This is a genomic window from Burkholderia sp. APQ4-4ca (genome assembly GCF_057837105.1).
Window position 1 is genome coordinate 1 of the sequence record NZ_JBYQCG010000076.1, and the last position, 12,894, is coordinate 12,894.

11 protein-coding genes are annotated in these 12,894 nt (G+C 68.2%); 2 read left to right on the plus strand and 9 right to left on the minus strand.

The features are described from left to right. From AC3IFE_RS08345 to AC3IFE_RS08380, 8 genes are all read right to left on the minus strand, one after another. Positions 1 to 365, minus strand: a 365-nt coding sequence (locus AC3IFE_RS08345) for a helix-turn-helix domain-containing protein (RefSeq protein ID WP_489190357.1), incomplete at its 3' end; no start/stop codon positions are given. A gap of 334 nt (positions 366 to 699) precedes the next feature. Continuing rightward, positions 700 to 2,145 carry an NAD-dependent succinate-semialdehyde dehydrogenase gene (locus AC3IFE_RS08350; protein ID WP_089469796.1) on the minus strand — a complete coding sequence of 482 codons (1,446 nt, stop codon included), beginning with the start codon at positions 2,143 to 2,145 and terminating at the stop codon, positions 700 to 702. Between the two features lie 153 nt (positions 2,146 to 2,298). Then, positions 2,299 to 3,603 carry a c-type cytochrome gene (locus AC3IFE_RS08355; protein WP_489190200.1) on the minus strand — a complete coding sequence of 435 codons (1,305 nt, stop codon included), beginning with the start codon at positions 3,601 to 3,603 and terminating at the stop codon, positions 2,299 to 2,301. A gap of 15 nt (positions 3,604 to 3,618) precedes the next feature. Beyond that, positions 3,619 to 5,838: a xanthine dehydrogenase family protein molybdopterin-binding subunit gene (locus AC3IFE_RS08360; RefSeq protein WP_489190201.1), complete on the minus strand. Its 2,220-nt coding sequence runs from the start codon at positions 5,836 to 5,838 to the stop codon at positions 3,619 to 3,621. 1 nt (position 5,839) lies between these two features. Next, positions 5,840 to 6,295, minus strand: coding sequence for a (2Fe-2S)-binding protein (locus AC3IFE_RS08365; RefSeq protein WP_089469793.1), 456 nt, complete (start codon positions 6,293 to 6,295; stop codon positions 5,840 to 5,842). A 146-nt stretch (positions 6,296 to 6,441) separates the two neighbouring features. Then, the gene (locus tag AC3IFE_RS08370; RefSeq protein ID WP_089469792.1) at positions 6,442 to 6,741 is read right to left on the minus strand and encodes a putative quinol monooxygenase; all 300 of its coding nucleotides are present in this window, start codon (positions 6,739 to 6,741) and stop codon (positions 6,442 to 6,444) included. A gap of 91 nt (positions 6,742 to 6,832) precedes the next feature. Beyond that, positions 6,833 to 7,891, minus strand: a complete 1,059-nt coding sequence (locus AC3IFE_RS08375) for an NADP-dependent oxidoreductase (protein ID WP_489190202.1) — start codon at positions 7,889 to 7,891, stop codon at positions 6,833 to 6,835. Between the two features lie 234 nt (positions 7,892 to 8,125). Continuing rightward, positions 8,126 to 8,746 (minus strand): TetR/AcrR family transcriptional regulator, encoded by a 621-nt coding sequence (locus tag AC3IFE_RS08380; protein WP_489190204.1) that lies wholly within the window; start codon positions 8,744 to 8,746, stop codon positions 8,126 to 8,128. A gap of 284 nt (positions 8,747 to 9,030) precedes the next feature. Here AC3IFE_RS08380 and AC3IFE_RS08385 point away from each other — a divergent pair, with 284 nt between their 5' ends. Beyond that, positions 9,031 to 10,602 carry a hypothetical protein gene (locus AC3IFE_RS08385; protein WP_489190205.1) on the plus strand — a complete coding sequence of 524 codons (1,572 nt, stop codon included), beginning with the start codon at positions 9,031 to 9,033 and terminating at the stop codon, positions 10,600 to 10,602. A gap of 103 nt (positions 10,603 to 10,705) precedes the next feature. On the opposite strand, the gene AC3IFE_RS08390 is transcribed toward AC3IFE_RS08385, so the two are convergent. Continuing rightward, positions 10,706 to 11,725 (minus strand): DNA-binding protein, encoded by a 1,020-nt coding sequence (locus AC3IFE_RS08390; RefSeq protein ID WP_489190207.1) that lies wholly within the window; start codon positions 11,723 to 11,725, stop codon positions 10,706 to 10,708. A gap of 469 nt (positions 11,726 to 12,194) precedes the next feature. Here AC3IFE_RS08390 and AC3IFE_RS08395 point away from each other — a divergent pair, with 469 nt between their 5' ends. After that, on the plus strand, positions 12,195 to 12,860 hold the full coding sequence (locus tag AC3IFE_RS08395; RefSeq protein ID WP_489190208.1) for a cation diffusion facilitator family transporter: 666 nt from the start codon (positions 12,195 to 12,197) through the stop codon (positions 12,858 to 12,860). Positions 12,861 to 12,894: the final 34 nt, after the last annotated feature.

Below are 12,894 nucleotides of genomic sequence, written 5' to 3' on the forward strand. Positions count from 1 at the left end.
GGTCGTTGCCGGCGCGGAATCCACAGCCCGGCGTCCGTCATCAGCCTTCTGACCGTTTCCTTCGACAACTGCAGCCCGTGGCATTCCCACAGCTTCTCGCAGGCCAGCGTCGGCCCGAAATCGGCGTAGCGCTCACGAATCAGGCTCAAGGCACGATGCGCCAAATCCTCGGGCAGTTGATGGTTGCTCGCGTGACCACGACGCTGCGAAATCAGCCCGACCGGGCCAGCAGCGCGATACCGGGCGACCAGCCGTTCAATCTGCCGGCGACTGATCCCGAGCCGCTCCGCGGCTCGCCAAGGCATCAGATGCTGCTCGATCACGGCTTCCACGACCTTCAGACGGTCCAGCTCCCGCATGCTCATGGTGATCAGTCCAGGTTGGCCCACGATGCGCTCCGGCAGTTCAAACCGCCGCCAGCATGCGCCGAAACCCTCGAACTACGACATTTCAACTTTGCCCAGATACGACATTACAACTTTGCTCTTACACAAAAAATTATCGATAATTCATGTTATGTAAAATAATGAATCAACATCAGCACCGTCCAAGGCACGGCGTTCCTGCCATCTCGAACGCGTCCTGGTGGCACCAACAACCGGCGCCCCAAATTCCCAACACCTTTTTCAGCAACGCGCCACAAAATCCGCCGAACGGGCGCGCCACCCCAACAGCAGCGCGCCCACCCTCAACCGACCATCAAACAGCCATCACCGTCACCGACTTCGTGACGAGATACGGCTCCAGCGCTTCCGGCCCGCCTTCCGACCCATAGCCCGAATCCTTCACGCCGCCGAACGGCATTTCCGGCCACGGCGTCGCCGGCTGGTTGATCCACAGCATCCCGACTTCGAGGCGCTGCGTCAGCAGGTGCACGTTCGCGAACGACCGCGTGAACGCGTAGCCGGCCAGACCGAACGGCAGACGGTTCGCCTCGGCGATCGCATCCTCGAGCTTGTCGAACCCGCGAATCGCGGCAACGGGGCCGAACGGCTCGTTGTTGAACACGTCCGCTTCGAGCGGCACGTTCGCGATCACGGTCGGTGCGAAGAAGTTGCCTTCCGCGCCGATCCGCTCGCCGCCGGTCTCGATGCTCGCGCCGACCTTGCGCGCGTTGTCGACGACCGACGCCATCGCGGTCAGGCGTCGCGGGTTCGCGAGCGCGCCGAGCGTCGTGCCTTCGTCGAGACCATTGCCGACCTTCAGCCCTTGTGCATGCTTGACCAGCGCGCGCGTGAATTCGTCGCGGATGCTGTTGTGCACGAGGAAGCGCGTCGGCGAAATGCAGACCTGCCCCGCATTGCGGAACTTCGCGCCGCCGGCGGCCTTCACCGCGAGCGCGACGTCCGCGTCCTCGGCGACGATCACCGGCGCGTGGCCGCCCAGTTCCATCGTCGCGCGCTTCATGTGCTGGCCCGCGAGCGCGGCCAGCTGCTTGCCGACCGGCGTCGAACCCGTGAACGTGACCTTCCGGATCACCGGGTGCGGAATCAGGTACGACGAGATTTCGGCGGGATCGCCGTACACGAGGCCGATCACGCCCGCCGGCACGCCCGCGTCGACGAACGCGCGCAGCAGCGCGGCCGGCGATGCCGGCGTTTCTTCCGGCGCCTTCACGAGGAACGAACAGCCGGTCGCAAGCGCCGCGCTCAGCTTGCGCACGACCTGGTTGACGGGGAAATTCCACGGCGTGAACGCCGCGACCGGGCCGACCGGCTCCTTCACGACCGTCTGCTGCGCACCGAGGTTGCGCGGCGGCACGATCCGGCCGTACACGCGCCGGCCTTCGTCCGCGAACCATTCGATGATGTCGGCCGCCGACAGCACTTCGACGCGTGCTTCGGTGAGCGGCTTGCCCTGCTCCTGCGTCATCAGCTGCGCGATCGCGTCGGCGCGTTCGCGCACCAGCGCGGCCGCCTTGCGCATCGTCGCCGCGCGTTCGTTCGCGGGCACCTTGCGCCATGCTTCGAAGCCGCGTTGCGCGGCGGCGAGCGCACGGTCGAGATCGGCGATGCCCGCGTGGGCCACCTTGCCGATCGCCTTGCCGGTCGCCGGGTTCACGACGTCGATCGTCTTGCCGCTCGCGGCGTCGACCCACTCGCCGTCGATCAGCAATTGCGTATCCGTATAAGTCACGTTAGCCATCCAGACACCCCTACATTGCGTCGATAAAACGCGCGCTGCCGCGAACGGCCGCACGCCGGTTGACAGAAAAAACCACACCGCCGGGGCAGGCACGCACCCGGCGGCGTCGACGGCAGGCACGCCGGCCCGCCGTCGTTGCGCGGCGCGCCGCGCTCAGTGCGCGGCCGCCGTCGCCTTGCGGAGTTTCGCGACGTCCGCCGCCTGCACGGCCGGCGCGCCGTTGTTCCAGCCGGCGCGCATGAACGTCAGCACGTCGGCGATCTGCCGGTCGTTCAACTGGTTCGCGAACGCCGGCATCGGATACGCGGACGGCACGCCGCCGATCACGAGCGTGTCGCTGCCGTTCAGCGTCACGTTGATCAGCGACGACGCATCGGCCTCGAGCACGTTCGGATTGCCGGCGAGCGGCGCGAGCAGCGGCGCGTAGCCGCGCCCGTCCACACCGTGGCAATGCAGGCAGTAAGCGTTATACACCTTCGCGCCCGGATCCGTTGCCGGCCGGCCCAGCGCGGCCTGCGTCGCCTTCGGATCATAGCGGTACGGCGGCGCGCCCGTGCCGCCTGCCGCCGGCAGCGATTTCAGGTAGCGCGATATCGATGCCAGATCGTCGTCGGTCAGCTCCTGCGTGCTGTGGTTGATCACGCTCACCATCGAGCCGAACGCGGTCGCGTGCTGGTTCGCGCCGGTCTTCAGGAACTGCGCGACGTCGGCCTCGTTCCAGCGGCCGAGCCCGGTGTTGGGCTCGCCGGTCAGGTTCGACGCGAACCAGTTGTCGATCGCGGCGCCCGACAGGAACGCCGCGCCGCTTTCGTCGAGCGCCTTCTCCTGGAAGCCGACGCCGCGCGGCGTGTGGCACGACCCGCAGTGCCCGAGCCCCTGCACGAGATACGCGCCGCGGTTCCACATCGCATCCTTCGCCGGTTTGTCGGCATAAGGCGTCGTGTCGAGGAACACCTTGTTCCACAACGCGAGCGGCCAGCGCATGTTGAGCGGCCACGGGATGTCGGACGGCCGGTTCGCCTGCTTCACCGGTTCGACGCCGTGCATGAAGTACGCATACAGCGCCTTCACGTCGTCGTCCTTCAGCTTCGCGTATGACGGATACGGCATCGCCGGATACAGGTTGTGACCGTCCTTCGCGACGCCCTTGCGCAACGCGCCGGCGAACTCGGCTTCGGTATAGCCGCCGATGCCGGTCTCCGGGTCGGGCGTGATGTTGGTCGTGTAGATCGCGCCCATCGGCGTGACCATCTTCAGGCCGCCCGCGAACGGCGTGCCGCGCGGCGCGGTGTGGCACGCGACGCAGTCGCCGGCTTTCGCGAGATAGGCGCCGCGCGCGACGAGCGCGCTGTCGGCGGGCGTCGTTTGCGCGGCCTGCGCGGCCGTGCCGGCCATCAGCGCGGACAGCGCGAGCAGCGACGCGCGGAGCGCATTCGGGTTCAGGATGAGATGTCGCATGGTCGTTCCCTCCCCTCAGGCCGTTTTCAGCTGGTTGCCGACCGGCAGCTTGCGCAGCCGCGTGCCGGTCGCCGCGAAGATCGCGTTCGCCAGCGCCGCCGCGGTCGCGGCCGTGCCCGGCTCGCCGATGCCGCCCGGCGCCTCGCCGCTCTTCACCAGATGGACTTCGATCGGCGGCACCTCGTTGATTCGCATCATCCGGTAGTCGGTGAAGTTGCTCTGCACGACGCGGCCGTCCTCGATCGTGATCTCGCCGTACAGCGCGCCCGTGATCCCGAAGATGATGCCGCCCTGCACCTGCGCCTCGATCGTGTTCGGATTCACATACATCCCGCAATCGACCGCGCACACCGCGCGCTTGACCTGCACTTCGCCGCCGTCCACCGCGACGTCGATGACGATCGAGAAGAAGCTGCCGAACGCGTGCATCACCGATACGCCGCGCCCTTGCCCCTTCGGCAGCGACGCGCCCCAGCCGGCCGCCTTCGTCGCGACGTCGAGCACGTTGCGCGCGCGGGGCGTCTTGTCGAGCAGCGCGCGGCGGTATTGCACGGGGTCGGTCTTGGTCTGCGCGGCCAGTTCGTCGATGAAGCTTTCGACGACGAACGTGCTGCGCGTGGGCCCGACGCCGCGCCAGAACGCGGTCGGCACGTGGCGCGGCTCCTGGCGCACGTAGTCGACGAGCTGGTTCGGCAGGTCGTACGGCAGCTCGGCCGCGACTTCGACCGCGTCGGGATCGACGCCGTCCTTGACCGCGGGCGGCGCGAAGCGCGCGAGAATCGACGAGCCGACGATCCGGTGCCGCCAGGCGACCGGCTTGCCGTTCGCGTCGAGGCCGGCCGAGATCGTGTCGTAGTAGCACGGCCGGTACATGTCGTGCTGGACGTCTTCCTCGCGCGTCCAGATCACCTTCACCGGTGCATTGACCTGTTTGGCGACCTTCACGGCCTGCCCGATCATGTCGGTTTCGAGCCGCCGGCCGAACCCGCCGCCGAGCAGGTGGTTGTGCACGACGATCTTGTCCGGCGACAGGCCGGTGAGCTGCTGCGCGGTATCGCGCGCCCGCGTCGGCACCTGCGTGCCGACCCAGATCTCGCAGCCGTCGCCGCGCACGTGCACCGTGCAGTTCACGGGCTCCATCGTCGCGTGCGCGAGCAACGGCTGCTCGTAGACGGCATCCACGCGCGTCTTCGCGTTCTCGAACGCCTTGCCGACGTCGCCTTCCTTGCGTGCGACCGCGCCCTTGCCGTTCGCCGCGGCCTGCGCGAGATCCGCGAACAGATCCTTCGTCGACACCTTCGCGCCCGCGCCTTCGTTCCACTTCACGACGAGCGCCGATGCGCCGCGCTTCGCGGCCCACGTGTGGTCGCCGATCACCGCGACCGCGTTGTCGACGCGCACGATCTGGCGCACGCCGGGGAGCTTCCTCGCGGCCGTGTCGTCGACGCTTGCGACCGTGCCGCCGAACACCGGGCTGTTCACGATCACCGCGTACAGCATGCCGGGCAGGCGCACGTCGAGCCCGAATTGCGCGGTGCCGTCGACCTTCTCCGGCGAATCGAGGCGCTTCGCGGGCGTGCCGATCAGCTTGAAATCCGCCGGCTGCTTCAGCGCGACGTCCTTCGGCACCGGCAGTTTTGCGGCGGCGTCGGCCAATTGGCCGTACGATGCGCGCCGGCCGCTCGGCGGATGCTGCACTTCGCCGTTCGCCGCGCGGCAACTGGCCGGATCGACGTTCCATTGCTTCGCGGCCGCCGAAACCAGCAGCGTGCGCGCGGTGGCGCCCGCGCGGCGCAGCGGGTCCCACGCGTAGCGCACCGACGTCGAGCCGCCGGTGAGCTGCCCGCCGAGCAGCGGATCGAGGAACAGCTTCTCGTTCGGCGGCGCATGATCGAGCGTCACGCTCGACAGCGGCACTTCGAGTTCTTCCGCGATCAGCATCGGCAGCGCGGTATAGACGCCCTGCCCCATCTCGACCTTCGGCATCACCAGCGTGACCTTGCCGGCGCGGTCGATCTGCACGAAAGCGTTCGGGGCGAATACGCCCGACGGTGCGGGCTCGGCCGCGTCGCCGCCGATCACCGACCGGCGCGTGTCGTCACCCGCGGCCGGCAGGCTGAAGCCGAGCAGCAAGCCGCCGCCGGCCGCCGCGCCGAGCGACATGCCGAGTTTCAGAAACGATCGGCGCGACACGCCCGCGCCGGCCCGACCTGCTTCGATCAGTCCTCGCGACATGTCAGGCCTCCTTCGCGGCTTGTTTGACGGCCGCGCGAATCCGGTGGTACGTGCCGCAGCGGCAGATGTTGCCGGCCATGGCCGCGTCGATGTCGTCGTCGCTCGGGTTCGGGTTCGACGCGATCAGCGCGGTGGCGGCCATCACCTGCCCCGACTGGCAGTAGCCGCACTGGACGACGTCGAGCTCGCGCCAGGCCTGCTGGACCTTGTGGCCGGCCGGCGTCGCGCCGACGGCTTCGATCGTCGTGATCTTGCGGCCCGCGACGGCGGCGACCGGCAGCACGCACGAACGCGCGGCCACGCCATCGAGATGCACGGTGCACGCGCCGCATTGCGCGATCCCGCAGCCGAACTTGGTGCCGGTCAGCCCGACGACGTCGCGCAGCACCCAGAGCAAGGGCATGTCGTCGGGGGCGTCGACCGAGCGGGTTTCGCCGTTGATGTTGAGGGTGATCATTCAGCCTCCGGGGCCGTTGTATTGGGGGGAGCGGCGCGAACGATGCGCGCTGCGTCATGAGGTCGTCGCCGTTGCGTCGTGCGCAACGGGCGCCGCGCGGCCCGGGTGCGGGCGAGCCGCGGCGGTGGTGTGGCGGGCCTGCGTCGTTACTCGGCCACGTCGATGGCCGACAGCACCTTGATCACCGACGGTGCGGTGAACCAGTCAGCCGACTTCGTGCGGAATTCGCCGAAGTACGGACTCGCGAGGTGGGCGTCGAACGCCGCCTGATCATCGAAGATCTCGTACAGATGCAGGTTCGGCGAACCGTCCTGCTCGCGGAACAGGTCGTAGCGCCGATTACCCGGCTCGGTGCGCGTCTTCGCGACCATGCTGCGCAGTTCGGCCTCGGCGGCCTGCGCATGTTCGGGTTTCGGGAACAGCGAAGCAATCACGTGAAGCGCCATTTTCTACTCCTTTGAAAACGGAAACGAGCATGCCACAAGCGGGCGTCTCGCGACGCCAGCGTGCAGCGGTTGTCTGTCGCCGAGCGGCGGGTCAGGCCAGTTCGTCCGGGCCGACGCGCACGACGACCTTGCCGAAATTCTTGCCGGCGAGCAAGCCGATCAGCGCTTGCGGAGCGTCGTCGAGATCGGGCACGACGTCCTCGAGCGTCTTGACCTTGCCCTGCGCGACCCATTCGCTCATGTCTTTCAGGAACGGCGCGTAGCCCGTTGCATAGTGATCGAGGATGATGAAACCCTGCACGCGGATGCGCTTGCGCAGGATCGCGCCCATCAGCGCCGGCACGCGGTCATGGCCGGTCGACACCGCCTTGTCGTCGTAGGCCGCGTCGTTGTAGTGCGCAATGATCCCGCAGACGGGCACCCGCGCATGGTCGTTCAGCAGCGGCCACACCGCGTCGAACACCGCGCCGCCGACGTTCTCGAAATACACGTCGATGCCGTTCGGGCACGCGTCCTTCAGCTTCGCGGCAAACGCCGGATCGCGATGGTCGATGCACGCGTCGAAGCCGAGCGTACCGGTCACGTATGCGCACTTGTCGGCGCCGCCCGCGACACCGATCACGCGGCACCCCTTCAGCTTCGCGATCTGGCCGACCACCGCGCCGACCGCGCCGCTCGCGGCCGCGACGACCACGGTTTCGCCGGCCGTCGGTTCGCCGATCTTCAGCAGCCCCGTGTACGCGGTGAAGCCCGGCATGCCGAGCACGCCGAGCGCATACGACGGCTGCGCGAAGTCGCGGCCGAGCGGAATCAGGTCGCGCCCGTCGGACAGTGCGTAGTCCTGCCAGCCGGCGCCGGCAACGACGAGATCGCCTTCGCGAAACGCCGGCAGGTTCGACGACACCACGCGGCTGACCGTGCCGCCGACCATCGGCTGGCCCAGTTCGGCGGGCGGCGCATAGGACGGTGCGTCGCTCATGCGGCCGCGCATGTACGGGTCGAGCGACAACCAGACGGTGCGCAGCAGCACCTGGCCGGGGCCGGGAACCGGCACGTCACCGGTTTCGGCGCGGAAGTTGTCGGGCGTCGGTGCGCCGACCGGGCGCGAATTCAGGACGATCTGGCGGTTTGCGGTCTTGCTTTGCGGCATGTGAGCCTCCGTCAACAGGAATGAACGTGCTTCGTGGGCACGATCGGATCAGGGATGGACCAGCGGGAAGTGCGCGCCTGACGCGGCATCGGCCGTCGGGCCGGTGCGGTCGCACGCAGGCGGTGGAAACGATCGGGACAGCGTAACGCGGCGGGAAGCGTTCGTCATGAGTGATTGAGTAGACCAGTCGTCTAGAGTCAACGCAAAAACAAGGCGCGCCGATGCGCGCCCGGGCTACGACTGCGCGCCGCCGGGCGCGGCCGGCGGCAGGTTCAGCATGCGCCGCGTTTCGGCCATCGCCCTTTCGAGCGGCTGGCGGTTGCGGTGAATCTTTTCCAGCAGCGTCGCGCCCAGCCACAGCTCGTACAGGATCGCGGCCGTGTGCGACGGATCGTCGACGCCGCTCAGCGAACCGTCGGCGAGCCCGGCCTCGATGCCGCCCGCGAGCCGCTCGATGATCCGGCTGGTGCCGCGCCGCAGCACCGCGCGCATCGCTTCCGACAGATCCGACACTTCCGCGCCGAGCTTCACCGCGAGGCACTTGCCTTCCAGGTCGTCCGCGCATTGCGTGTGCAGCCAGTTGCCCCAGTACGTCATCAGGCGCTCGGCGCCCGTGCCGGCCTGCTGCGTGAGCAGCTTGTCGAGATGCGCGAGATAGCCTTCGAAATACGACTCGAGCAGCGCTTCGCCGAATGCTTCTTTCGAGCCGAAGTAATGGTAGAACGAGCCCTTCGGGATGCCCGCCGCGGCGAGAATCTCGTTCAGACCGACCGCCGAAAACCCCTTGTGGAGCATGATCGGCTTCGCGATGTTCAGGATGTGCTGGCGAACTTCGGCGCCTGAAGATGCATTCATGATGGCGTATGGTAACAACGATTAGACCGGTCGTCTAGTAACGTCGAGCCGGCATGTTGAGCGGCACTTTACCCGATCCCTGTCTCCTGCCCAATGCCTGCCCGGCGCTTCGCGGGCCGCGTCACATCGGCGACTCGAATTCGTCGCGGGCATTTCATCGATTTCCCGCATAAATACGCGCGGCGCGTGTGCCGACGACCCGCCAGGATGCGGCCGGCATTGCACACGTGTGCAACGCGCCGAACCGTCGTTGCCTCCTCTCGACCCGTGACCAGGAACGCTCCATGACCGCTTCGAAACCCGCCCGACCGACCGCGCCGAATCGCCGCCGCTTCATGCAGCGCGGCGCTGCGCTGACCCTGTCGCCGCTCGTCGGCACGCTGGCCGCTTGCGGCGGCGACGGCAGCCCGGCCGCCGCGTCGTCGTTCGCCGCCACCGGCGCCGCGAATACGTCGGCACGCAGCTACGGCATTGCCGATCGCTCGATCACGATCAACGTCGTCAATGCGATTGCATCGACGACGCTCACGTTCGGCAATGCGTCGAGCCAGAGCGGCTCGACGCCACAGGCATCGCGAGCGTCGGTCGCGACCGGACAATCGACCGCCGTCAGCGCATCGAACAGCTGGGGCGACTGCACCGGATCGTTCAGCCTGGCCGACGGCGATGCATCGTTTGCGATCGCGTATACGCATCCGTTCGGCTCGCAGCCGACCACCGTCAGCGTCACGCCGTCGGCCGGCTACGTATCGGGCGCCGACGCCGCGACGTTTCCGGGCCACGACTCCGTCGCGAATCTCAACCTGTACCGCGGTGTCGCGACCGCGAACGGCGCATGGGTCGTCCCGCTCGCGCAGCTCGCGACGCCGCCGGCCAACAACTGCCAGGATTTCGCGAACAGCATGTTCGGCAGCAACGTGCGCACGGCCGCGGCGATCCGGTCCGCGTATCAGGGCACCGGCGCGCTCGGCTACGTGCCGCCCGCCGATTTCACCGGCGGCCAACTGGCGGGCTTCGTCGCGCAATGGGTGCGGCGCTGGCAGAGCGGCGCGTCGTACACGGTGCTGCCCGGCGCCGATGCACAATTGATCGATGCGCTGAAGCAGTACGTGTCCAGCGCGTCGAACGCCGGCCCGCTGACGATGTGGGTGCCGCAAATCGCATGGCAGGCCGGCTCCGATCCGGCGGTTTTCTCGCTGACCGGCTATCGCGCGTTTCCGTTCGTCGATGCGCAGGGCAACTGGAACGCCGCCACGCTGTCCGCGTTCCTGACGCTGCTGGCGGCCGGGTCGCACCTCGTCGCGATCAGCGCGAGCAGCGACCTGCCGGCGGGCGTGACGATGCAGGCGTTCGACAGCTTCATGGGCGCGAGCGGGCTGTCGACGTCGACGGATATCGGCAATTCACACTACGCATCGGTCGTGAACACGACGGGGCGTTATTACCTGAGCGTCGGCAACGATTTCGCGCCGGCGAACTGCGGGCTGATCCTGTCGTTCCTGTACGGGCGCACGGTGAACGACCTGCTCGCCGGCGCCGGCACGTACAACACGTTCATCCAGCTCGAAGGCTGGCAGGCCGGCGGCTCGCGCCACGACGCCGACTACGCGACCTATCGGCAGACGCTGTGGAACATCTCGACGTACGGCGCATCCGCGTATAGCGAGAAGCGCGCGACGTCGATCTTCCTCGCGCCGGCGGGCTGGACGCCGCAGGTCTATCAGACGACGCGGATGATGCCGTACGTCGGCGCGTATGCGCAGTCGAACGGCACGCCACAAGGCTGGTTGAATACGTCGCTCGTGACGATTCCGGCGGACGCGCCGCCGCTGCCGGCGCGGTATGTGCTGAGTTGAGTCGAACGGACAGCCGGGCGTTCGGGGGCGGCGGACATCCCGCCTGCGTTGCTTCGGGCGTGCGTGCGTCGCCGACGGTCGGCGCACGCACGCGGTTTCGCCGTCAGCGCGGCGCCTCGTCGGCGCGCTTTCTCGTGCGCGCCCGCCGCTCGCTCCGCTCGGCGGCCGGGATGGTCTTGACGCCGCGCAACGGCGGCCGGCGCACCAGCGCCGCCATCTCGCGTCTCAGCGCATCGAGCTCGGTGCTGCGCGCCAAGCCGGTCGCCAGTGCGCCGTCGAGCTGCCCTTGAAGCACGCCACAGCGATGCAGCGCATCGCCGAGTTGTGCCTGCAGCGCGGTCATTTCCTTCCGCTGCTGCGCATCGCGCTGTTCCGCCCGCGAGGTCGCCGCGTCGAGTTCCTTTTGCAAGCGCGCGGCCGCGAGCCGCTCGCGATCGATTTCCTGAAGCGCCCGCTTCTCCGATGCGCGCAGCCGCTCTTCCGCGCGGCCAGCGTCGTCGCGCAACCGGTCGAGCTGGGTGGTGAAATCCGCACGGGCCTGCGCGAGTGCACGGTCGCCCTCCGCGTTGTCGGCCTTCAGGCGTGCGATATCCGCTTGCATGGCTTGCCGCGAGGCATCGTCCGCCGCCCTCGCCTGCTCCAGTTCCTGAATGCGGACCTGCGCGGACAGCAGCGCGGCCGTGCGTTGCTCCAGCGCGGTTTCGGTGCGGGCGAGTTCGGCTTGCAAGGTCGCCACTTCCGTTCGCGCCGCTGCCCGCTCGGCCTCGACTTCCGCGCGCAGCGCGTCGAGTGCGGCGGCCGCGTCGGTACTCGACCGGTTCCACAGCGCCGCGACCAGTTCGCCCGCTGCCGCCTGCAGATCGGCCGGCAGGTCCGGATGCTCGATGCGCATACGGCTCTTTTCCCGCAGCTCGGCCCAGAACTCGCCGAGCACGGCGGTCGGCGTGCTCATGCTGCCCTTGCGAACGAGCTGGTACAGGCGATTGGCCGTCGGCGTGATGCCGAAACGGAAGAACAGCAGTGCGCAGGCTTCGCGGTACAGCTCGCGGGTTTTGGGGAAGTTGGCCTTGAGGCGCTCGATTTCGGCGGTCAGGCGGGGTTCGTCGGCGGCGAGATCGGACATGGCAGGCTTCGAGGGGAATTTCGTAAATAATATAACGTAAACCGTTAAATATCTCATTTCATTTTCGCGTTAATTTGACATTATTTCTATAATGTTGAGAGTTTGTAGGCAGAGACATGCAAATCCGTTCCGCTTGTTACGGCGGCGTGGCACGGTGCGGCAACCAAACGTTGGAATTCTCTATCGGGTCATGGGGCGTAGATTCGCCGAGGGTCCCGGGGAATCCGCCAGATCGGAACGGCGCCCCCTGCGCGGCGGGCCACCGAGTGCGATGGCGTTACGCGTTACACGCCCCGCCCGGCAACATAGGCATGCGTGCGATGGCCACTCCGGGCGCGACGCGTTACGGGAGTGGCGTTCAGCCCCCCGGGCGGCCTCCCTGAAGAAATCGATCACCCGGCTGTCATTCGCGTGCCACCGTCGGCCGGTAGCGTTCGAAGTCGTCCCCGATTCCGACAAGCGATCCGCCATGCAGCGCCCGTCGCGTACCAAGTCCCACGTTTACGCAGCCACGTCTCGCGCCCTCGCCGTCAGTCTTGCGATCAACCTGCTGCTGCTCGCCGCCGAGGCGACGGCGGCATGGTTCGCGCATTCGTCGGGGCTGCTCGCGGACGTCGCGCACGCCGCGATCGATCTTGCGGCCGATGCGCTGCTCCTCGTCGCCTGCCGGTTGGACGCACGCCTGCCTCCGGAGCGCCGCCCGACCTACGAGCCGCTCGCGCTCGCGGGCCTCGGCGCGTTGCTGGCCGTAACCGGCGCGCAGATGATCTGGCATGCGCTGACGCGGTTCGATACGCCGCCCGCCGTGCAGCCGGGCGCGACCGCCTTCGTGCTGGTCATCGCCACGCTCGCCGGCAAGGCCGCGCTGTCGTACTGGATGCTGCGCAAGGCGCGCGAGACCGGCTCCGCGCTGCTCGAGGCGAGCGGCTGGCACGTGCGGACCGATGCGCTGTCGTCGTTGGTCGCGGCGCTCGCGATGAGCGCGGCGCTGGTCGGCTTCGGCCGTCTCGACGACCTCGCGGCGCTCGCGATCGGCGCGCTCGTGATCCGCACGGGCGCCGGGTTCGTCCGGCGCGGCTGGGCGCAGTGGCCGGCATGGGCGGACTGGGCGAATCGCTCGACGCGCGGGTCGTGAACGCCGCAGGTCTCGCCTGACGTCCGGTTCGCGC